Genomic DNA, 20,502 nt, shown 5'->3' on the forward strand with positions numbered 1-20,502 from the left:
CCCCTGATGGGAGCATTGGCATGGCACGCGTAGCGATCGTCACCGGCGGTTCGCGGGGTATCGGCAGGCAGTCGGCCGAGCGGCTGGCGTCCGACGGGTTCGCGGTCGTCGTCGTATACGGCGGCAACAAGGACGAGGCGCAGGCCGCGGTCGACGCCATCACCGCCGGCGGAGGTCAGGCGATCGCGGCGCAGGCCGACGTCGCCGACGAGCAGGCCGTCGCGGCCGTGTTCGACACCGCGGAGAAGACCTTCGGCGGAGTCGACGTCGTGGTCCACGCCGCGGGCACCCTGCACCTCGCGCCGGTGGCCGAACTGGATCTCGACCAGCTGGACCGGTTGCACCGCACCAACATCCGCGGCACCTTCGTGGTCGATCAGCAGGCCGCCCGCCGCGTCCGCGACGGTGGCGCGATCATCAACTTCTCCACGTCGGTGCTCGGCCTCGCGCTGCCGGGATACGCCGCCTATGCCGCCTCGAAGGGCGCGGTCGAGGCGATCACCCTGGTCCTCGCGCGTGAACTGCGCGGTCGCGACATCACCGTGAACGCGGTCGCCCCCGGTCCGACCGCCACGGCGCTGTTCCTCGACGGCAAGGACGAAGCGACCATCGCGAGCATGGCGGCGCAGCCCCCGCTCGAACGCCTCGGCACCCCGTCCGACATCGCCGAGGTCGTCTCGTTCCTCGCCGGGCCGGCGCGGTGGGTCAACGGCCAGGTCCTGCGCGCCAACGGCGGCATCGTCTGAGCGGCGGCCCGGATCCCGGGCCCCGGGCGCGTCGCGAAAGCCACTTTCGCGACGTCAGATGTCCTGAAAGTGGCTTTCGCGGCATGAAAAGCGGGCGGGCCCGCCGCCGAAGCACGAGCCCGCCCAAGTCCTTTATGGACAGATCAGACGACGGTACCCTCGGAGTCGTCGTCCGAGTCGGTCTCTTCGATCTTCCACTTCAGCTGGAACTCGACCTCTTCCTCGCCGTCACCGCGCTCGTGCTCGATCGAGAACTGCGCGCGGGCGGGGATGCGGAACCGTTCCCCGGCGATCTGGATGCGGAAAGAGGTCTCGGATTCGAGCGCGTCGGCGAGCCGGCGCAGTTTCGCGACGACGTCGGCGGTGGAGTAGACGCGTTCGACGTCTCGGGGAGCGGTTCCGGTCACGGTTTCCTCCAGGGTCCGACACCCTGGCCGGGTGTCCGTGCCGTCATTCAATCGCGTGATCATCATGTCGTGGTGGCGGGGTCACAGTGACCGGGCGAGGCGGAAGCCGACGTCGTCGACACGGAAGGTCGGGTGGCTGCGGCGCCGGACCGAGGCCCGGCAGCTCCAGTGCTCGTCGAACCAGCCACCGCCCCTCAGGACCCGGTACTCGCCGTACACCTCGGCGTCGTACACGTCCCAGCACCATTCCCAGACGTTGCCGAGCATGTCGTGCAGGCCCCACGCGTTGGGCGCCTTGCCGCCGACTTCGTGCACGGACTCCGCGGAGTTCTCGCGGTACCAGGCGATCTCGTCGAGCGGCCCGTAACGGGGGCCGGCCGTGCCGGCGCGGCAGGCGTGCTCCCATTCCGCTTCGGAGGGCAGCCGGTAGCCGTTCGCGGCCCGATGCCAGGCCAGGGAATCGAGCTGGTAGACGGGAGTCAGGCCTTCGCGTTCGGACAGGGTGTTGCAGAACGCGAGGGCGTCTTGCCAAGAGACATCGACAAGGGGCAGCCTGCCGGTCCCACGGGTGACCGGAACCGGGGCGAGCAGAAAGGACGCGACCTCGACGGTCCAGTTCCGTTGCGTCCGCCGGTCCGTCAGCGTCACCTCGCCCGCGGGCACAGTGATCATCTCCATGATGCGGCCGATGCTACCCAGCGCGGGGGGGGGGGGGGCGGCCGCCNCCTCGACGGTCCAGTTCCGTTGCGTCCGCCGGTCCGTCAGCGTCACCTCGCCCGCGGGCACAGTGATCATCTCCATGATGCGGCCGATGCTACCCAGCGCGCGGGCGGGTGGCTCGACGTCCACCCGCCCGCGCGGTTCATGAGCGCTTCCCTCGCAGGACGAGCGGCAGCGCGAGGAGAGTGATCGCCGCGCTGATCCAGATGGCGTGCCGGTAGTCACCGGTCGACTCCGTGACGAAACCGGCGAGCATCGGGCCCAGGAACGCGCCCGCGTTCAGCGCGACCGTCGCGAACGAGCCACCGAGCGTCGGAGCTCCCGGAGCCACGTGCATGACCCGGGCGACGAGCGCGGAACCACAGCCGAACGACAGTCCACCTTGGACGGCCGTCACGGCGAACAGGGCGACCGGGTGCGTGCCGACGATCGCCAGCACCGCCCAGCCCACCGGCAGGGCGCACAACCCGAGCACCAGGCCGCGCCGGAGTTCGCCGTCCCCCTTGCGACCCGCCACGGTGACACCGAGGAACGCGCCGACGCCGAAAGCCGCCAGCAGGCCGGAAACCGCCCCGGTTGGGAGGTGGGCGACATCTGTCGCGATGACCGCGAGGAAGGCGAACGTCGCGAAGGTGGCGCCGTTCACCAACGCGCCGAGGAGCATCGCCTGCCGCACGGGAGGTGCTTTCAGTTCACGTGCTTCGCGCCTGATCGAGACTTCGTGCGGCTCCGCCGCGCCGGCGGGCGCGGACCGGAACACCAGCACCAGCGCGGGAACGCACAACGCGGCGACGGCCCAGAACGCGGAACGCCAGCTCGCGAGGTCGCCCAGCACGGCACCCGCCGGCACTCCGGCGACACACGACAGCGTGATACCCGCGAGCAGGACCGCGGTCGCCCGCGCCTGCTTTCCCGGCGGAGCCAGAGCGACCGCCACGGGCATGGCGACGGCGAGGAAGCCGGCGTTGACGATGGCCGCGACGATCCGGGTGCCGAACAGCAGCGGGAAACTCGTCGTCACGGCGCCGATGACGTGCACCACGACGAAGGCGGTCAGGAAACCGGCCAAGGCCCGGCGGCGAGGCCAGCGCGCGCTGAGCACGGCCATGGCTGGTGCGCCGACGATCATTCCGACGGCGTAGGCCGACGTCAGCGCGGCGGCCGCGCCCACCGGGACGGACAGGTCACCGGCGATCCCCGGCACGAGACCGGAAGCCATGAATTCAGAGGTGCCTTGCGCGAAGACGGCAAGGCCGAGGACATAGACGAACAGGGGCAACGGACGACTCCCAAGGGAAAGTGAGCAGGAGGAGCCGTGCGCGAGGCAGGAGGAAACCCGGCCGGGCGCACGGAAACAGCGCTCCGGTCACCGGGAAGCGAGAGGACCGGCGCCTAACGGCCGGACACGACGACTCGCCGCCGGATGACCGGCGGCGGGGTTCTGTCCGACTCGGGGCTCGTCACGGGACGCACACTACACACGTCCGCCTTCGCGTCTCAACCCGATCGGAACAGGCTCCGTTCCGCGTACCGGAACGCTTTCGTTGCCCGCCGGAATGAACCCGAGTAATGCGCTCTGACCTGCGGTTTTTCCTAATTGTTTCGGTACTTGGATTCGGTTAACCTCGACCTCATGATTCCCACTGTTGTCTGGGGTACAGGCAACATCGGCCGTGCCTCCATCCGGGCCGTCGACGCGCATCCGGCGCTGGAACTCACCGGGGTGCTCGTGCACGATTCCGCGAAGGTCGGCCGTGACGCGGCCGCGCTCGCGGGAATCGACGGCGAACTGGGTGTGGCGGCGACCGATGATGTCGAAGCGGTTCTGGCGGCAGGCCCCCGGGCGGTGGTGTACGCGGCGTCCGGCGACATCCGGTCCGCCGACGCGCTGGCCGACATCGTCCGTGCGATCCGGGCCGGTGCGGTGGTGGTGACGCCCGCGCTCTACGCGTTGTACGACCAGCGCAACGCGCCCGCGGAACTGCGCGAGCCGGTGCTGGCGGCGATCGCGGAGGGCGGCGGCTCACTGTTCGTCTCCGGCGTGGATCCGGGGTGGGGCAACGACATCCTGCCGTTGCTGATCAGCGGGCTCGGCACGACCGTGGACGTCGTCCGCTGCCAGGAGATCTTCGACTACTCCACCTACGATCAGCCGGATTCCGTCCGCTACCTCGTCGGGATGGGGCAGCCGATGGACTACGAGCCGCCGATGCTGGCCCCGTCGGTGCCCACGATGGTGTGGGGCGGGCAGGTACGGCTGATCGCCCGCGGCCTCGGCGTCGACCTGGACGAGATCCGCGAGACGCTCGACCGCCGTCCGCTGGAGAAGACCGTGACCACGCGGGCGATGGGCGATTTCGAAGAGGGCACTCAGGGCGCGGTCCGCTTCGAAGTGCAGGGGATCGTGGACGGTGAGCCCCGGATCGTCATCGAGCACGTCACCCGGATCCATTCGTCGTGCGCGCCGGACTGGCCGATGCCGCCCAGCGGCGACGGGGCGCACAAGGTGATCATCGAGGGGCGTCCCAGGATCGAAGTCTCGGTCGAGGCCGTCGACGAGGGCGAGAACCGGTCCGCCGGCGGCAACGCGACCGCGGTCGGCAGGCTGGTCGGCGCCATCGACTGGCTCGTGGACGCCGAACCGGGCCTTTACGACGCACTCGACGTCCCCCTGCGACCGGCGACCGGCAAGCTCGGAAGGAGCGCGCGATGAACATCGACATTCCCGAGGGCAAGGACCCGATCGGCTACGTGTGGGGCGAGATGGTGCCCGGGATCGGTGTCGCGGCCTCGCAACTCTCGCTCGCGGTCTACTCGCACACCACACTGGGGCTCCGCGAGTTCGAGGCGGCCCGGTTGCGGATCGCGCAGATCAACGGCTGCGTCTTCTGCCTGGACTGGCGGACCGAACGCGACGGGGTGAAGGTCGAGGAGGAGTTCGCCGACGCGGTGACCGAGTGGCGCACCACCGACGCGTTCGACGAGCGGACCCGGCTGGCCGCCGAGTACGCCGAACGCTACGCGCTCGACCACCACGGCATCGACGACGAATTCTGGAAGCGGATGGCCGGGCACTACAGCCAGAAGGAAATCGTCGAACTGAGCATGAGCATCGGCTCCTGGCTCGCCTTCGGGCGGCTGAACCACGTTTTGGGGATCGACACCGTCTGCGTTCTTCCGAAAATGTGAGAATAGGCCGGGGTGGCGGCCCCGGCCTATTGTGGATCGTCGTCACAGATCGGTGGCGACGATCTTTTCGATATTCCTTTCCGCCAGCGCGGTAATGGTGACGAACGGATTGACCGAGGTGTTCCCCGGAATCAGCGCGCCGTCGATCACGTAAAGCCCCGGATAGCCGTGCAGCCTGCCGTAATTGTCGGTCGCCTTTCCGAGTATCGCGCCGCCGAGCGGGTGGTACGTGAGGTGGTCGCCCCAGATCTTGTAGGTGCCGAAGAGGTCGGTCCGGTAGATCGTGCCTTCCTTGGAATTGATCTTGTCGAAGATCGTCTTCGCCATGTCGATCGACGGCTGCTTCCACGCGGTCTGCCAGTCGAGGTCGACCCTGTTCGCGCTCGGGTTCCAGGAGAACGTCGCGCGGTGCGGGTTCTTGGTGATCGACAGGTAGAACGAGGCGTAGGTCTCGATACCGGTCGGCAACGGCGCGACCTCGGCGAACGCGCCGCCCGCCGCCCAGTTGTCGATACCCGCGGTCGGGATGGACGACTGGAGCGCCCCGGTGGCGTCCCACATGTGGTTCGCCCGGCCGCACATGACGTTCCCGTTGTCGCCCCAGCCCTTTCCGACCTCGTTGCTGAGGTTCGGCAGCGCGCCGGTTGCCTTGAGCTTGACCAGCAGTTTGCTCGTGCCGACGCTGCCGGCGGCGAAGAACACCTTGTCCGCGGTGACGGACTTCGTCGCCGTCACGGTGCCGCCGGTGTCGAGCTGCTCCATCACCACGGTGTACCCGCCGCCGGACGCGGGCGTCACCGACGTGACGCGGTGCAGCGGCGAGATCGTCACCCGGCCCGTCGCCTTGATCCGCGGGAGATAGGTCTGCTGCAACGATTTCTTGCCGGCGTTGTTGCCGTAGAGGATCTCCCCGGCCAGCGCGGACCTCGGCACCGTGCCCGCCTGCTCCTTCTTCATGTAGTCCCAGTCGTACACGTCCGGGACGAACAGGAACGGGAAGCCGGACCGCTGCGCGTGCTTCCGGCCGACCCGTGCGTACTGGTAGCACTCGGCGGTCTCGAACCAGTTCGGGTCGATGGTGGCGACGCCGAGCCCCGCGTTCGCGCGCGGGTAGTAGACGCCGTACATCTCGTCGGCGTTCACCGTCGGAAGGACGGAACCGAAGTTCTCGCGCTTCGGCGTGACGGCCATGCCGCCGTTCACCAGCGAGCCGCCGCCGACGCCGCGGCCCTGGTAGACGGTGATGCCGCCGAACTCCTCGGCGTCGAGGATCCCGGTGTGGCGCGGGACGTCCTTGTCCAGCGGGAAGCCGAGGAAGTTGCTCAACGGCTGCTTGGTCCGCGTCCTCAGCCAGAACGAGCGGTAGTCGGGCTTGGTGGTGTTGGCGAAGATCTTGCCGTCCGTGCCCGGCGTGTCCCAGGCCATGCCGAGTTCGACGAGATGGACGTTGACGCCGGCCTCGGCGAGCCGGAGCGCGGCGACGCAGCCGCCGTATCCGGAACCGACGACGAGTGCCGGGATTCGGGCGGCATCGGCGATCGAACTTTTCGCGGAAGCGGTCCCGCCGAGGGCGGCCGCGCCCAAGATAGAACCAGTTCCTGCAATAAAGAGGCGGCGGGATAACTGTCCGGAAGCGCTTCTCCGCATGGTTTCGTCGCTCACGTGATCTTCCTCACCGTTGAGGGATTTAGAACAAGTTATACCTGCGGCTATGCCGGGTGGCAATAAAGCGGACGTATGGGCCACTATGTACGGTTGTGGAGTCCACTCGAGTTGATCGCTGGCTGTGGGCCGTCCGGCTGACCAAGACGCGCCCGGACGCCGCGGCGGCGTGCCGTGGCGGCCATGTCCGCGTGAACGGCAAACCGGCCAAACCCGCGACCACGGTCGTGGCCGGTGACGAGGTGCGTGCGCGGGTGCACGACACGACGCGGATCCTGGAAGTGACGCGCGTGATCCAGAAACGGGTCGGCGCCGCCGACGCCGCGACCTGCTTCATCGACCGGACGCCCGCGCCGCCGCCCGAGGCCGCCATTCCGGTCGCGCGGCGGGAGCGGGGTGCGGGGCGTCCGACGAAACGGGAGCGCCGCGTGCTCGACCGGTTTCGCTCAGGTGAGCACTGACCCGTTGGCGCACAAGGTGTCGCCGAGCGCCGAGCGCGCGTAGAACACCTCGCGCCCGGTCCGGCGCCGGGTGATCAAGCCGGTGTCGTGCAGCACCTTCAGATGCTGACTGACCGCGCCGGGCGCCATCGAGAGCCGCCGGGCCAGCGCGGTCGTCGTCGCGCTCTCGGTGAGGGCCACGAGCACGCGGGCGCGGGTCCGCCCGATCAGGGCGTCCAGCGCGCCGGTGGTCGGGACGATGTCCCGCGCCCACACGGTGGCGACGCCGGGCGCGGGATAGACCAGGATCGGCTGATACGGCTCGGCCATCACCGCGGTGTCGGGCCAGTGGAAGACACTCGGGATCAGGATGAGCCCGTCGCCGCCCAGCGGCCCGCTGCGGGTCCACGCGCGGGTCCGCACCCGCAGCCGTCCGTCGTCCCAGGAGATGTTCGGGTGCAGGTCGTTGAACAGCGCCCCCGCTCCGTCGCGGGCCAGCTGACGGGATCGGCGGAGGATCTCCGCTTCGAACAGTCCCCGGATCTGCGGCCAGAACCGGGCCAGCGCAACGTCCCAGTAGAGCCGGAGCTCTTCGGTGGCACGCGCGACCCCCGCGGCGGGGTCCGCCAGGAACCGCTGTACGACCTCGCTCGCGGCGGCGGGGACCCGGGAGGCCTCCGCGACGGCCTCGTCGAGATCGGCGCGGGCGATCCGGTCGAGTTCGGCGTCGATGTCGGGAACCGGACTGGACGGCGGCGGAGTCAGGAAGTCCGCGAAGTAGGCGCCGAGCGGGACCAGCGCGAAGAGCAGACGCAGATCGAGGTCGCGGAGGAGCGGGCGGACGGCGCGGATCCACGGCAGGTGCACGGCATGCCTGCCGGGGTCCTGGAGCAGCCGCAGGCTGGCGATCGCCTCGGAAGCGGGGGAGAACGCGAAGCGCAACCGGGCCAGGTCGCTCGACGTGAAGTCGAACTCCGCCCACGAGGATTCAGCCACAATTGAAACTTTTATCGGCTCCGGTACCGCCGGTCAACGATGGACCGCATGATCACCCACACCTCCCCGCTCGCCGGGCCGCGGTCGCTCCCGCGTCCGTTCTGGATGCTGTGGCTGGGGATTGTCATCAATCGGGCCGGCGCGATGGTGCAGCCGTTCCTGTCCGTCTACCTGACCCGCGTGCAGGGCTTCGGTATCGGCGAGACCGGCGCGGTGATGGCCGCGTTCGGGGTCGGCTCGGTGCTTTCGCATGTGGTCGCGGGCAGGCTCGCCGACCGGCTCGGCCGCCGGGCGACCCTGACCGGTGGCATGCTCGCGACCTCCGTGTCGATGGTCCTCATGGGCGCCGCGAGCGGATTCGCGTTCGTGGCGGTGACGGCGTTCCTGCTCGGGCTCACCATCGAGTCCTACCGTCCCGCGTCGCAGGCGATGGTGGCCGATCTGGTCCCGCCTTCGGTCCGGCCGCGGGCGTACGGCCTGCTGTTCTGGGGCGTGAACCTCGGTTACGCCGTCGCGATGGTGGCGGGCGGCTGGTTCGCCGACCGCGGTGCGACCGCGATGTTCGGCGTCAACGCCGCCGTCGCGGTCGCCTTCGCGGTGCTCGTCTGGCGGGCGGTGCCGGAGTCCAGGCAGGCCGCGCCGACGGGTGGCGCCTGGGGGTCGGTGCTCCGGGACCCGGTGATGCTCGCCTTCAGTGTCGTGACGACGGCCTACGGCGCCATGTACGCGCAGGCGTTCACCACCTTGCCGCTCGCCATGGCCGGCCAAGGGATCAGTGGTGTCCACTTCGGACTTGTCATGGCGCTGAACGGTGTCCTGATCGTCGCCGTGCAGCCCTTGGCCGGGAAACGGCTCTCACGGCTCGATCCCAACCGGGTGCTGGCGGCGGGGACGGCCATCGTGGCCACCGGGTTCGCCCTGACGGCCTTCGTGCGCGACGCGGGAGGGCTCGCGGTCACGGTGGCGGTCTGGACGGCGGGGGAGATCGCGGTCGCGGGCTCGATCCCGACCATCGTGTCCCTTCTGTCGCCGCCCGCGCTACAAGGCACGTACGCGGGGGTGTCCGGGATGAGCTGGTCGGTGGGCGCGGTTCTCGCGCCGGTGCTCGGCTCCCTGCTGCTGCCGTTGGGGCCGGGCCCGTTTTGGGGCGGTGTCGCTGCGGTGGGGATGGCCGCGGCCTTGGGGGCGATCGCTCTGGGCGTGCCGGTGCGACTCCGTTCACATACATGGACGTGATTCACATCCGTTGACGAGCGACAGGGACGTGAACTATAAAGACGGGGTCCGGGTGTACACGCCGCAACACCTTCCGTCAGTCCGTCACGGAGGTTTCGGGTGTCCCGAAAAAGTCCTCTTCGTCGTGCCGCCCTACCGGCGGTCGCCGCCGTGGTCGCCACCGCCGCGCTCCTGCAGGTACCGCCCCAGGCGGCGGACGCGGCACCGGGACCCGGCGCGCTGCCCGGCCTCGACCTCGGAGCGGCCAACCGCCGCGCGCCGGTCCCTGGCCTCTACGACTGGTCCAAGGCCGGATATCGCGGCGGTGCCACGCTGCCCGGCTCCGGTGAGGTGAATCCGAACGCCACCTGCCAGGTCACCGCGGCCGAGCTGGCGAGCCAGTACAACGTCAAGCCCGACGACGGCGCCGACGACACGAACGGGATCCAGGCGGCGATCGACGGGATCAAGAGCGCGTGCTCGCCGTCCGGGAGCTACACGAAGCTCAGCACGATCACCTTCCCGGCCGGCCGGTTCGACGTCACGCACGAGATCCACGTCGACGCCGACTACCTGATCCTGCGTGGTGCGGGCAAGGACGCCACGAAGTTCGTCTACAAACCCGACGCGAACACCCTCTACGACACCCTCACCCCGGACGGTTCCGACTGGGACGAGGACGGGATGACCTCGGGCGCGGGCAAGGGCGGCTGGCTGTGGCCAGGCCGCGGGCTGTTCCGTGTCCAGTCCAGGGGTGTGCACACGTCCTATTCGAGCGATCACGCCTCGGCGCCCGCGAACCGCAAGGACATCTTCGAGGGCACGATCAACGTCCATTGGAAGGCCGGGGTGAAGCTGCGGGGCAAACCGGGCGACACCGCGTTCGCCGCGCGGACGGGGGACAAGGTCGTCCACCTGGCGAGCAGTGGGGCGCTGACCGCGCTCGCCGCCGGGAACCTGGTCAACATCAGGGCGGCCAACTCCCGGAAGTTCTACGAGCAGCAACAGGCGACGCCGACCACGTTCCCCTTGCTGAACATGCACATGCGCCAGCAGATCTTCACGATCGCGGCGCTCGACACGTCCGCGCGCACGATCACCCTGGACAAACCGCTCGAATACGACGTCCCGGTGAACTCCACTTCGGACGGTTCGGCGCCGATCGACGGTGCCACCTACGACTCGAAGGCGGCGCCGCTGGTCGACCCGGTGCTCGGTGTCGGGTTCGAGAACCTCGGCTTCACCCAGGACATGCCGGGCCTGAACCCCGCTGAGGCGAACAACAACTACGGGAACATGGCGCCGGCCGCGGAGATGCACGGGATCGTCTTCAAATGGGCGGCGAACTCCTGGGTCCGCGGTATCCGCGCGGACATGACCGGATCGCATCCGATCGTCACCGAGGAGGCCAAGAACCTCCAGATCGTCGACAACGAACTCAACGGTTCGTGGAACAAGGGCAAGGGCGGCAACGGCTACTTCCGCGGCTCCCGGGTCTGGGATTCGCTCTACGCCGGTAACACCTCCACCCTGCTGCGGCATTTCACCTTCCAGTGGTCCGCCGCGGGCAACGTGGTGATCGGCAACTCGTTCGACTCCGACCTGAACCTGCACGGGGGATGGGAACGCAACAACTTGTTCGAACTCAACACGGTCAAGGTCCCGTACGCGCACCGCTCCGGGAACTGCCGGGCCAACTGCGGTGAGGAGGGCGGCGGCGGTCCCGACGACTCGAACTGGTTCCCGATCTGGTGGGGCGCGGGCAAGAAGGCGGTCAAGTGGTCGGGCGCTTCCGGGTACCGCAACGTGTTCTTCAACAACGCCATGACCAAACAGCTCGTGGACAACGGCCCGTATAACGACTTCTACGCCGACCGGCACCGCGTCTACTCCTTCGGCTGGGACGGCACCACGTTCAAACACCTCGACATCGGCGGCACACCGATCGCCGACTGGGCGAAGAACGAGCAGCGGGACTACACCGGAGGGCACGGGGTCGACGCGAGCAAGACCGATGCCGCGTCGTCACTGTTCCTGAAGTCCGTCGACGGCACCCCGCCGTCTTCCCCGACTTCATCGTCTTCGCCGACGAGCCAGACCCCGAGCGCGTGCCTGAACGCGACGTTCACCCGTAAGTCGGTCTGGGACAGCGGCTATGGAGGCGCCTTCACGATCAGCAACACCTGTTCGGCCCCTGTCGGGTCGTGGACGGTCGAGTTCGATCTGCCCGCCGGGACGACGATCACCGGTTCGTGGAGTTCGGTGCCGACCAGGACCGGGCAGCACTACCGATTCGGGAACGCGGCCCACAACGGCAGCGTCGAACCCGGCGGCACGGCGACGTTCGGCTTCAACGCCGCCGGTCAGGGACTCCCGGTCGCGTGCTCGATCGCCGGAACGAAATGCGGAGGCACGGAATGACGAGGAAACGACTGCTCGCCGCGATCGCGGCCACGGCGTCTGCGGCGGGCCTGTTCGGCGCCGTCGTCACGGCCGAGGCCGCCGCACCCAGCCTGACCGCGACCTTCGCCCAGAGTTCGGCGTGGGACAGCGGATACGGCGGTAAGTACACGTTGACCAACGCGGGCGACGCGAACAGTACACAGTGGACGATCGAGTTCGATCTCCCCGAGGGCACCACGATCACGACGTCGTGGAGTTCGGTGCTGACCAGGACCGGCCAGCACTACAAGGTCACCAACGCCGGCTTCAACGGCACGATCAAACCCGGCGGCACCGCGTCCTTCGGTTTCAACACCACGGGGCTCGGCCTGCCGACCGGCTGCACGATCAACGGCAGCCCGTGCGGGGGAGGGGCGCCGAGCACCACGACGACCCCGCCCACCACCACGAGCGAACCGCCGGCCACGACCACCAGCGTTCCCGCGGGAGACGTGATCGACGTGAGCACGGCGACGGAACTGCGGGCCGCGCTGGCCGCCGCGAGCCCCGGCCAGACCATCCGGCTGGCCGCCGGAACCTATCGGGGTTCGTTCGTGGCCACGAAACCCGGCACGGCGGGCGCGCCGATCACGGTGACCGGACCGGCGACGGCGATCCTGATCAACGACGGCCCGTCCGGTGAAGCGCCTTCCTGCCCGGCACCGACCGCGGGCTGGGACTCCGGGTACGGGTTCTGGCTCTACGGCGCGCCGTACTGGCACCTCAAGGGCTTCACCGTGCAGGAGTCGAAGAAGGGGATCGTCGCGGACAACTCGCACCACACCGTGATCGAGGCGGTGCGGGTGCACCGGATCGACGAGGAGGCCGTGCACTTCCGCCGTTCCTCGGCGGACAGCGTCATCCGCGATTCGACGATCAGCCACACCGGCCTCGTGCAGGCGGGTTACGGCGAGGGCGTCTACCTCGGCTCGGCGAATTCCAACTGGGCGTGCCACGGGAACTCCGGCGGGGCCGACCGCAGCGACCGGATCCAGGTGCTCGACAACCACATCGGACCGTACGTCGCCGCGGAGGCCATCGATGTCAAGGAGGGCACCGTGGACGGCGTCATCCGGGGCAACACCTTCGACGGCCAAGGGGTTTCCGGGCAGAACTCGGCAGACTCCTGGGTCGACGTCAAGGGATCCGGTTACGTGATCGAGGGGAACACCGGCACCTTCGCTTCGCCGGGGACGTTCGCGAACGGCTACGAGACGCACAATCCCGCGACCACCCCGTCGTTCCCGAACGGCTGCGGGAACGTGTGGCGGGACAACAAGTCCGATCTCGGCGGGGTCGGCCAGTACGCCATCAAGATCACCTCGACGTCGAAGTGCTCGGAACGGCCCAACGTCGTCCACGCGTCCAACACCGTGTCGAGGGCGGTGAACGGGCTGACCAACATCCCTGTCACACCGTGACGTGCGCCGGTGACGGGAGCGGCGCGGCTCCCGTCACCGGCGGGTCAGTCCCGGACCGCGGTGATCGCGACGGTGGCGTAGCGGACGGTGAACCGTCCGCCCATCCTGTCGATCGCCGCGCCGACTTCAGCGAGGATCTCTTGTCGCACTGTGGATTCGACCCAGGTGAGCGAACCGAACGTCGGAAGCTGGCCCAGCCATTCGTCCCGGGTGTAGACCCGGTCCCAGTCGTGGCGGCTTCGTTCCGGTTCGCCGAACCCGCCTGCTTCGCGCAGGCCGTCGGCGACCTTCACGATGAGTGGCCCGTACGGGTCAGAGGGCTGTTTCGGCACGCTGTCGAGATCGATCGGGGAATCCGGCACGAGCCGCCGGTAAGCGTCCGCCAGGGCGTTCGCGACCTCTTCCGGCGGTTCGGGTACGTGCCAGAACGCGGCCAGGAGTCCGCGGGGCCGTAGTACTTCGGCGGCCTTGGCGGCGCCCGCCACCGGGTCGACCCAATGCCAGGCCTGTCCGGAGACGAGCAGATCGAACCGGCGTCCGGCGGGATCCCATTCCTCGAACTTCGCGACGTCGACGTCGATGCCGCTCCGGCGGGCGAACTCGGCCATCCGCGAGTCCGGCTCGACGCCCAGCACGCGGCAGCCCGCCGCCTGGAGTTGGCGCGCTTCGATACCGGTGCCGGCGCCCACGTCGAGGACCTCACGGCCGGGGGCGGCGTCGATGAGGTGACCGATGAGTTCCGGGGGATAGGCGGGCCGGGTCCGGTCGTAGCGTTCGACGTCCACGCCGAAGGATTCCGCGGCCTGTCGATAGCGATGAGGCTCTTGTCTCGACGGTAGAGTGGGCATGCGCCCACCTTAAGTGGGCACTTGCCCACTCGTCAACACAAGGGAGCCGTATGCCGACCGGAGTAGCCCTGCGCGCCGTCCGTGCGCAGTTGTTCGACGCGGCGGAGCGTGTCCTGCTGCGAGACGGGCCGAGCGGGCTCACCAGCCGTGCCGTGACCACGGAGGCGGACTGCGCGAAAGGCGTGCTCCATCGGCATTTCGACGACTTCGACGGATTCCTGGCCGAGTTCGTGCTGGATCGGATCGAGAAGCTGGACGAGAAAGGCCTGCGGGAGGCCGTCGGTACCGGAACGGTGGTGGACAACCTCACCTCGGCGCTCACCGCGGTGTTCGGGTCGGTCGCGGTCGCGATCGTCCCGCTCGTGATCTTCCGCGACGAACTGCGCGCCCGGTTGCGCCGCGAGTGGCCCGCCGGGGTTCCGGTGCTGACCCAGGCCGCCGTGATGATCGGCGGCTATCTCGACGCGGAACGGGCGAAGGGCCGGGTCGCGGCGGACGCCGACGTCGAGACCCTCGCGGCCACGCTGATCGGTGCCACGCACCTGCTCTACGCCGACCGCACCGCACCGACGCCGGAAACGGCACAGGTGCGGAAGGTGGTGGAGACGGTGATCGGGACGTAACTCGCGTGCTTGAAGGCGTAACTCACGTGATTGGAGGCGTAACTTCGTGTGCTGCCTCTGATCACGCGAGATACGCCTTCAATCACGCGAGTGCGGTGCCTGATCACAGGCAAGCGAAAGGCGGCGAGTCCTCAGTGGACTCACCGCCTTCGGTGGATCAGGACTGCGCGGCGGTGACCGTGTGCCGCAGCAGCAGTGAGGTCGTGACCGGGCCGACGCCACCGGGGACCGGCGTGATCGAGCCGGCGATCTCCTCGACCGCGGCCTGGTCGACGTCGCCGACAAGCCCGCCTTCCGGAGTCGGGTTCGTGCCGACGTCGATCACCACGGCGCCGGGCTTGACGTGGTCCGCGCCGATGAAGTGCGCGCGGCCGACGGCGACGACCAGGACGTCCGCGGTCTTGGTGACCGCCGCGAGATCCTTGGTGCGGGAGTGGCAGACGGTCACCGTCGCGTGCTCGCCGAGCAGCAGCAGAGCGGCGGGCTTGCCGACGATGGTCGAGCGGCCCACGACGGCGACCTGGGCTCCGGACAGGGCGACCTGCTCGCGCTTCAGGATCTCCAGCACCGCGGCGGCGGTGGCGGGCGCGTAGGTCGGGAGGCCCGCGGTGAGACGGCCGAGGCTGACCGGGTTGGCGCCGTCGACGTCCTTGGCCGGATCGATGTGCGCGCCGACGTGGTCGAGCGTGACCCCTTCTGGCAACGGGGTCTGGCAGATGATGCCGTGGACCGACGGGTCCGCGGAGAGCTCGTCGAGTTCGCGGGTGACGTCCTCGCCGGTCGGCTTTTCGAGCTGGACCACACGGCAGTCGACGCCGACCTTCTTGGCGGCGCGCTCGATCGAGCGCACGTACCAGGCGGTGGCGTCGTCGTCGGTCGGCACGAGCACGGCGAGCGTCGGGGCGGTGCCCGATTCGCGGAGCTTGGCGGCGGTCTCGGTGACCTCGGCGGTGATGGCGGCGGCGATCGCGCGCCCGTCGATCAGGGTCATCGGGCGAGCCTTTCGCGAACCTGGGCGATGAGGGCGTCGGCGCGCCCGGCGGCGGGGGTGTACTCGGTGAGGCGGGCCTCGGTCTCCTTGCGGAGCTGCTCGTCCGACATGGAAGCGAGGTTCACCTCGACGTTGACCACACCGGATTCGAGCGCGGACTTGGCGGACGAAGCCGCGACCGCGATGTCGGAGATGACGTTGGTGTTGGCGCCTTCGAGGATCGAGGCGGCGACGTCGATGACCTCGGCGGCGAGGGCGGCCGTGCGCAGCGGGACCTCGGCGGCGCCGACCAGCGCGGCCTGGATCGCGGCGGTGCGCGCCTGCTTCTCCTCGTCGGTGGCCTTGGGGAGCTTGTACGCGGCGACCACCGCGTCGAACGCGGCGGCGTCGTCGGCGGCGAGGCCGAGAGCGCGCGCACGGAGGTCTTCGGCCTTGGCCAGCGCCTCGGTCATGGTGACCTCGTGCTCGGCGTACTTCGGCTTGCCGATGGTCAGGTTGCACACCATGGAGACCAGGGCGGCACCGACCGCGGCGTTCATCGCGGCACCCGCGCCACCACCGGGCGTCGAGGCCTTCGATGCCAGCTCGTCGAGCCACTGACCGACCGGTTGAGCCTCCACGCGATGTTCCCTTCCCGCTGGTTTTGCCGTCGCGCCGAAGCCTACCCGGGGGTTCCCGGACAGCCCGAAGGCCACCTTCGCGACGATCGACATCGGCGAAGGCGGCCTCCGGCAGGCGGGGTCAGGACCGCTGGTACTCCTCCCAGGTCAGCTTCGGCGTGACGGCGGGGCCGTCGTCGGAACCGCGGCCGGCGAGGCCGTTGTAGCCGAGGTAGTAGTCACCGGCCTGGTGCTGCGCACCCGACGACAGGTCCGGATCGGACAGCGCGATGGCGTGGATGTGGTAGGCGAAACCCTGCGCCGGGGTCCGGACCCAAGCCGCGAAGCCCACCTGACGCAGCTTCCGCGCGACGTCGGTCCGCGTGGTCGAGGACATGCCCTCGACGCCGATGTCGAGCGCGCCGCCACCGTCGTGCGTGCCGGCCGAAGCGCCGACACCGCCGGGGTTGTACGAGCCCTGCGTGATGGTGAGCTGCCTGCCGAGCAGACCCTCGGCCTTAACCAGCATCGCCTTGGTGCGCGTGTTCATCGTCTTGCCGTGGTAGGTCAGGCGGCTACCCGCCGAAACCACCGCGGTGACGGTGTACCGGCCCTCGCCCAGCTTCTCGAGCGACGTCTTGCCCGGCAGGCCGGAGGCGTCGATCCCGGTGTAGCCCAGCGACTTCTGGTAGCTGGAGTACGCCGTGATGGTCGACGTCCCGAAATGGCCGTCGACGTACTGCTGGGCGAGCAGTCCCTTGTCGGCCAGCGCCTGCTCCACCAGCACCACGCTGTCCTTGGCGCCGGGGGTCAGCGCGCTGTCGGCCCGGCGCGGGTCGATCTGCGCGGCCTTGAGCACCGCTTCCATGCTGGCCGCGGGCAACGCGGTCACTTCGGCGCCGGCCGGTGCGGCGGCCACGCCGAGGGAGAGCGCGGTCGCTGTCGCGAGCACGGCTACCTTGGTCAACAATTCCTGCCTCCTGAACGGATTCGGTTGTCCGGACAGCATGGGCAGCGTGAATACAAGGGCCGTACAAACGAACCTTTCTCAGGTCCTTGTCCCCCGGACGGGTGTCACTCCGGCGAAATCGGAAACGAGCTGATAAGACTTCCGGTGGACGCCGAAAGGTCGAGACCCACATGGTGCTACGGACTCAGCCACCCTCAAGGGCTCATCTCAGACTGCTCGCGGCGGCGGACTCGGCCCCGCCGGCGCGGCGCCGCGACCGGTACAGCGAGATCCCCGACCGGAGGCTCGCCGCGATCCTCGCCGCGGAGGACGTGGCCGAGGAACACGGGCTGAGCGCGCACGTCCGGACGACGTGTTACGTCCATCGCGGCTGGGTGCATCAGTGCATCTCCGATCCGATGCACGTCCTGGTCGTCTCCGGGCACCGCTGGTGCCGCCGCTGCGATCGCACGGTCGAAGTCCGGGTCGACGAGACCTTCCCGGGCTCGGTCGAGCTCTTCTGTGACGGTTGCGGTGTCCCGCCGGACACTGTCGCGAACCGCGAGGTCCTCCTGGCCTGCCGGACCAGTCTGAGCGCCATGCACGGCGGGGAAGCGTCGACGCTCTACGTCGTCCCCGACCGCTGACCGGCGCCAGATAGCACCTCGCAAGGGCGCCGAACGGCCGTATGGCCTTCCGCTGTCCGGCGTATTCAGTGGTTTGGACCACCACTGTTACCGAAGCGTGATCTGGACATATCGCACGGACGGCTACTTTGTTGTGGCGCGCAACGAATTGCTTCGCCCGTGGATTTCCAACGCCGGAGGTGTCACGACGTGAACCGGATCCTTGTGCGGTCTCCATGGCGGAAAGGGGTGCGCGGCGTGCTCGCCGCCGGCCTTTCCGCACTCCTGATCGCGGCCGGGCTGGGCGGTGCCACCGCCGCGGCCGCCGACTACAGCCAGAGCGCCGCCTCCTTGAACACGAGTCAGGCGCAGTTCTCCTTCACGCCGTCGACGCCGGCGCGGTACGTCGACATCCACTACACCGGCGTCCCGGGGGTGGGGCAGCAGAACGTCCGGATGACCGAAAACGGCGGCACGTGGCGGCACACCGTCGGTTCCCTGTCGGCGGGCACGGTGCTCGACTACTGGTTCACCTACGAGAAGAGCGGGCCGCAGTACGACACCCCGCACTTCACGTACACCCACGGCGGCAGCGGCACGACCGTCGCCTCGCCGACGTTCGATCCGCCGGGTGGCAGCTATCCGAGCGCCCGCTCGGTGACGTTGTCGAGCGCGACCGCCGGCGCGACCATCCGGTACACAGTGGACGGTTCCACGCCGACCGCGTCGTCCACTGTGTACACCGGCCCGATCACGGTCTCCGCCACCTCGACGATCTCCGCGATCGCGCTCAAGGCCGGTTCGGCGAACTCCCCGGTGGCGTCGGCGAGCTACACGATCGGATCGACGCAGGCCACTTGCCCGGCGCAGGCCGAGGTCCCGGACTTCGGCCCGAACGTGCGGATCTTCGACCCCGGCATGTCGGCGTCGTCGATCCAGGCCAGGCTCGACGCGGACTTCAACGCGCAGAAGGACACCCTGACCGCGCAGTTCACCGAGCGCCGGTACGCGCACCTGTTCAAGCCCGGCGTGTACAACGGCATCCACGACAACGTCGGCTACTACACCTCCGTCGCGGGGCTCGGGCAGAACCCGGGCGACGTCGTGATCAACGGCGACGTGACCGTCGACGCGTTCAACGAGTCGGACAAGGGGGTGGCGCTGCAGAACTTCTGGCGCTCGGCGGAGAACCTGGCCGTCGTCCCGAGCAGCGGATCGACCCGTTGGGCCGTCGCGCAGGCCGCCCCGTTCCGGCGGATGGACATCCGTGGCGGGCTCCAGCTCTACCCGGCCAGCTACGGGTTCGCCAGCGGTGGCTACACCGCCGACAGTAAGGTGTCCGGGCAGACCGCGTCGATCTCGCAGCAGCAGTGGTACACCCGGGACAGCAGCTACGGCAGCTGGGACGGCGGGGTCTGGAACATGGTCTTCTCGGGGACGAGCGGCGCCCCCGCGAACACCTTCCCGAACCCGCCGGAGACGACGCTCGGCACCACGCCGGTGTCCCGTGACGTCCCGTATCTGTACCTCGACGGCTCCGGCAAGTACCGCGTGTTCCTGCCTTCTTTGCGCACCAACGCTTCCGGGCCGAGCTGGGCCAACGGCGGCACCCCGGGCAGCTCGCTGCCGATGAGCCAGTTCTACGTGGTGAAGGCGGGGGACACGGCGGCGTCGATCAACACCGCGCTCTCCCAGGGCTGCAACCTGTTCTTCACGCCGGGCGTCTACCACCTGAACCAGACGCTCAACGTGACGAAGGCGAACACCGTCGTCCTCGGCGTCGGCTACCCGACGCTGGTGCCGGACAACGGTGTCGACGCGATGAAGGTCGCCGACGTGGACGGCGTCCGGATCAAGGGCCTCCTGTTCGACGCCGGGACGACCAACTCGCAGTCGCTGCTCACGGTCGGGCAGGCGGGCTCGACGGCGAACCACTCCGCGAACCCGACCACCCTGCAGGACGTGTTCTTCCGGATCGGCGGCCAGATCGCAGGGAAGGCGACGAACAGCCTGATCGTCAACAGCCGTGACACGATCATCGACCACATCTGGGCCTGGCGGGCCGACCACGGCAACGCGGGCACCTACGGCTGGACGATCAACACCGGTGACACCGGCGTGGTCGTCAACGGCGACAACGTGCTGGCCACCGGCCTGTTCGTCGAGCACTACCAGAAGTACCAGGTGATCTGGAACGGCCAGAACGGCAGGACGATCTTCTTCCAGAACGAGATCCCGTACGACGTCCCGGATCAGGCCGGCTGGAAGAGTCCCAACGGGCTCAACGGATACGCCGCGTACAAGGTGGGGGACAACGTGACCTCCCACGAGGCGTGGGGCCTGGGCAGCTACTGCTTCTTCAACGACAACCCGTCGGTGAACCTGTATCACGCGTTCGAGGTGCCGAACCGCTCCGGCGTCCGGTTCCACAACATGGTGACGGTTTCGTTGAACTACAAAGGGACCATCACGCACGTGATCAACGACGCCGGGGCGGTGACGCCACCGGACACGCGGCCGAGCAACCTGGTGAGCTACCCGTAGTGTCCGTCCCCTGAAGTACGTGAAGGACCCCTTCACTGCGCTAGACGCAATGAAGGGGTCCTTCACGTTTCTCTTCTGTATAAC

At 68.9% G+C, this 20,502-nt stretch carries 19 protein-coding genes; 10 read left to right on the plus strand and 9 right to left on the minus strand.

The window, feature by feature from the left end:
* The first annotated feature begins 20 nt into the window (after positions 1 to 20).
* Positions 21 to 746, plus strand: coding sequence for an SDR family oxidoreductase (locus ACXIZN_RS11250; RefSeq protein WP_457954164.1), 726 nt, complete (start codon positions 21 to 23; stop codon positions 744 to 746).
* A gap of 143 nt (positions 747 to 889) precedes the next feature.
* On the opposite strand, the gene ACXIZN_RS11255 is transcribed toward ACXIZN_RS11250, so the two are convergent.
* From ACXIZN_RS11255 to ACXIZN_RS11265, 3 genes are all read right to left on the minus strand, one after another.
* On the minus strand, positions 890 to 1,153 hold the full coding sequence (locus ACXIZN_RS11255; RefSeq protein ID WP_457954165.1) for an amphi-Trp domain-containing protein: 264 nt from the start codon (positions 1,151 to 1,153) through the stop codon (positions 890 to 892).
* Positions 1,154 to 1,234: 81 nt separating this feature from the next.
* A complete protein-coding gene (locus tag ACXIZN_RS11260; RefSeq protein ID WP_457954166.1) occupies positions 1,235 to 1,831 on the minus strand; it encodes a formylglycine-generating enzyme family protein in 597 nt (198 codons plus the stop codon).
* 184 nt (positions 1,832 to 2,015) lie between these two features.
* Positions 2,016 to 3,152 (minus strand): Cmx/CmrA family chloramphenicol efflux MFS transporter, encoded by a 1,137-nt coding sequence (locus tag ACXIZN_RS11265; RefSeq protein ID WP_457954167.1) that lies wholly within the window; start codon positions 3,150 to 3,152, stop codon positions 2,016 to 2,018.
* 354 nt (positions 3,153 to 3,506) lie between these two features.
* Between ACXIZN_RS11265 and ACXIZN_RS11270 the strand changes: the two genes are divergently transcribed.
* Both ACXIZN_RS11270 and ACXIZN_RS11275 read left to right on the plus strand, forming a co-directional pair.
* Positions 3,507 to 4,586: an NAD(P)H-dependent amine dehydrogenase family protein gene (locus tag ACXIZN_RS11270; protein WP_457954168.1), complete on the plus strand. Its 1,080-nt coding sequence runs from the start codon at positions 3,507 to 3,509 to the stop codon at positions 4,584 to 4,586.
* Complete coding sequence (locus ACXIZN_RS11275; RefSeq protein ID WP_457954170.1) at positions 4,583 to 5,062, plus strand: carboxymuconolactone decarboxylase family protein; 480 nt, start codon at positions 4,583 to 4,585, stop codon at positions 5,060 to 5,062. Before ACXIZN_RS11270 ends, ACXIZN_RS11275 begins: the two co-directional genes overlap by 4 nt.
* A 42-nt stretch (positions 5,063 to 5,104) precedes the next feature.
* Here the strand turns inward: ACXIZN_RS11275 and ACXIZN_RS11280 are convergent, their stop codons facing one another.
* Positions 5,105 to 6,646, minus strand: a complete 1,542-nt coding sequence (locus ACXIZN_RS11280; RefSeq protein WP_457954171.1) for a GMC oxidoreductase — start codon at positions 6,644 to 6,646, stop codon at positions 5,105 to 5,107.
* A 173-nt stretch (positions 6,647 to 6,819) separates the two neighbouring features.
* Here ACXIZN_RS11280 and ACXIZN_RS11285 point away from each other — a divergent pair, with 173 nt between their 5' ends.
* Complete coding sequence (locus tag ACXIZN_RS11285; protein WP_034318646.1) at positions 6,820 to 7,185, plus strand: RNA-binding S4 domain-containing protein; 366 nt, start codon at positions 6,820 to 6,822, stop codon at positions 7,183 to 7,185.
* Here ACXIZN_RS11285 and ACXIZN_RS11290 read toward each other — a convergent pair.
* Positions 7,171 to 8,160 carry a DUF5937 family protein gene (locus tag ACXIZN_RS11290; RefSeq protein ID WP_457954172.1) on the minus strand — a complete coding sequence of 330 codons (990 nt, stop codon included), beginning with the start codon at positions 8,158 to 8,160 and terminating at the stop codon, positions 7,171 to 7,173. The two genes, ACXIZN_RS11285 and ACXIZN_RS11290, sit on opposite strands and share 15 nt — an antisense overlap.
* Positions 8,161 to 8,208: 48 nt before the next feature.
* On the opposite strand from ACXIZN_RS11290, the gene ACXIZN_RS11295 reads away from it, so the two are divergent.
* The 3 genes from ACXIZN_RS11295 to ACXIZN_RS11305 all read left to right on the plus strand — a co-directional run bounded on the left by ACXIZN_RS11295 (position 8,209) and on the right by ACXIZN_RS11305 (position 13,238).
* Positions 8,209 to 9,396: an MFS transporter gene (locus ACXIZN_RS11295; RefSeq protein ID WP_457954173.1), complete on the plus strand. Its 1,188-nt coding sequence runs from the start codon at positions 8,209 to 8,211 to the stop codon at positions 9,394 to 9,396.
* Between the two features lie 99 nt (positions 9,397 to 9,495).
* Positions 9,496 to 11,796 (plus strand): cellulose binding domain-containing protein, encoded by a 2,301-nt coding sequence (locus ACXIZN_RS11300; RefSeq protein ID WP_457954174.1) that lies wholly within the window; start codon positions 9,496 to 9,498, stop codon positions 11,794 to 11,796.
* A complete protein-coding gene (locus tag ACXIZN_RS11305; protein WP_457954175.1) occupies positions 11,793 to 13,238 on the plus strand; it encodes a cellulose binding domain-containing protein in 1,446 nt (481 codons plus the stop codon). The genes ACXIZN_RS11300 and ACXIZN_RS11305 overlap by 4 nt, the downstream gene beginning before the upstream one ends.
* Positions 13,239 to 13,282: 44 nt before the next feature.
* Here the strand turns inward: ACXIZN_RS11305 and ACXIZN_RS11310 are convergent, their stop codons facing one another.
* On the minus strand, positions 13,283 to 14,023 hold the full coding sequence (locus tag ACXIZN_RS11310; RefSeq protein WP_457960495.1) for a class I SAM-dependent methyltransferase: 741 nt from the start codon (positions 14,021 to 14,023) through the stop codon (positions 13,283 to 13,285).
* A gap of 113 nt (positions 14,024 to 14,136) precedes the next feature.
* Here ACXIZN_RS11310 and ACXIZN_RS11315 point away from each other — a divergent pair, with 113 nt between their 5' ends.
* Positions 14,137 to 14,709 carry a TetR/AcrR family transcriptional regulator gene (locus ACXIZN_RS11315; protein ID WP_457954177.1) on the plus strand — a complete coding sequence of 191 codons (573 nt, stop codon included), beginning with the start codon at positions 14,137 to 14,139 and terminating at the stop codon, positions 14,707 to 14,709.
* A 157-nt stretch (positions 14,710 to 14,866) separates the two neighbouring features.
* Here ACXIZN_RS11315 and ACXIZN_RS11320 read toward each other — a convergent pair whose 3' ends face one another.
* The 3 genes from ACXIZN_RS11320 to ACXIZN_RS11330 form a co-directional block, all read right to left on the minus strand.
* Positions 14,867 to 15,700 (minus strand): bifunctional 5,10-methylenetetrahydrofolate dehydrogenase/5,10-methenyltetrahydrofolate cyclohydrolase, encoded by an 834-nt coding sequence (locus ACXIZN_RS11320; protein WP_457954179.1) that lies wholly within the window; start codon positions 15,698 to 15,700, stop codon positions 14,867 to 14,869.
* A complete protein-coding gene (locus ACXIZN_RS11325; protein ID WP_457954181.1) occupies positions 15,697 to 16,320 on the minus strand; it encodes a cyclodeaminase/cyclohydrolase family protein in 624 nt (207 codons plus the stop codon). The genes ACXIZN_RS11320 and ACXIZN_RS11325 overlap by 4 nt, the downstream gene beginning before the upstream one ends.
* A gap of 121 nt (positions 16,321 to 16,441) precedes the next feature.
* Positions 16,442 to 17,269 (minus strand): peptidoglycan-binding protein, encoded by an 828-nt coding sequence (locus ACXIZN_RS11330; RefSeq protein WP_192742305.1) that lies wholly within the window; start codon positions 17,267 to 17,269, stop codon positions 16,442 to 16,444.
* Between the two features lie 170 nt (positions 17,270 to 17,439).
* Here ACXIZN_RS11330 and ACXIZN_RS11335 point away from each other — a divergent pair, with 170 nt between their 5' ends.
* Positions 17,440 to 17,895 (plus strand): hypothetical protein, encoded by a 456-nt coding sequence (locus ACXIZN_RS11335; protein WP_257486444.1) that lies wholly within the window; start codon positions 17,440 to 17,442, stop codon positions 17,893 to 17,895.
* A gap of 198 nt (positions 17,896 to 18,093) precedes the next feature.
* Positions 18,094 to 20,418: a chitobiase/beta-hexosaminidase C-terminal domain-containing protein gene (locus ACXIZN_RS11340; RefSeq protein ID WP_457960496.1), complete on the plus strand. Its 2,325-nt coding sequence runs from the start codon at positions 18,094 to 18,096 to the stop codon at positions 20,416 to 20,418.
* Positions 20,419 to 20,502: the final 84 nt, after the last annotated feature.

Source organism: Amycolatopsis sp. TRM77291, assembly GCF_054166285.1.

Bases quoted from the DNA above. Each gene is read 5' to 3' on its own strand.
- ACXIZN_RS11315 (WP_457954177.1), top strand. From the start codon at position 14,137: ATGCCGACCGGAGTAGCCCTGCGCGCCGTCCGTGCGCAGTTGTTCGAC.
- ACXIZN_RS11335 (WP_257486444.1), top strand. From the start codon at position 17,440: ATGGTGCTACGGACTCAGCCACCCTCAAGGGCTCATCTCAGACTGCTC.
- ACXIZN_RS11275 (WP_457954170.1), top strand. From the start codon at position 4,583: ATGAACATCGACATTCCCGAGGGCAAGGACCCGATCGGCTACGTGTGG.
- ACXIZN_RS11305 (WP_457954175.1), top strand. From the start codon at position 11,793: ATGACGAGGAAACGACTGCTCGCCGCGATCGCGGCCACGGCGTCTGCG.
- ACXIZN_RS11295 (WP_457954173.1), top strand. From the start codon at position 8,209: ATGATCACCCACACCTCCCCGCTCGCCGGGCCGCGGTCGCTCCCGCGT.
- ACXIZN_RS11260 (WP_457954166.1), bottom strand. From the start codon at position 1,831: ATGGAGATGATCACTGTGCCCGCGGGCGAGGTGACGCTGACGGACCGG.
- ACXIZN_RS11270 (WP_457954168.1), top strand. From the start codon at position 3,507: ATGATTCCCACTGTTGTCTGGGGTACAGGCAACATCGGCCGTGCCTCC.
- ACXIZN_RS11320 (WP_457954179.1), bottom strand. From the start codon at position 15,700: ATGACCCTGATCGACGGGCGCGCGATCGCCGCCGCCATCACCGCCGAG.
- ACXIZN_RS11250 (WP_457954164.1), top strand. From the start codon at position 21: ATGGCACGCGTAGCGATCGTCACCGGCGGTTCGCGGGGTATCGGCAGG.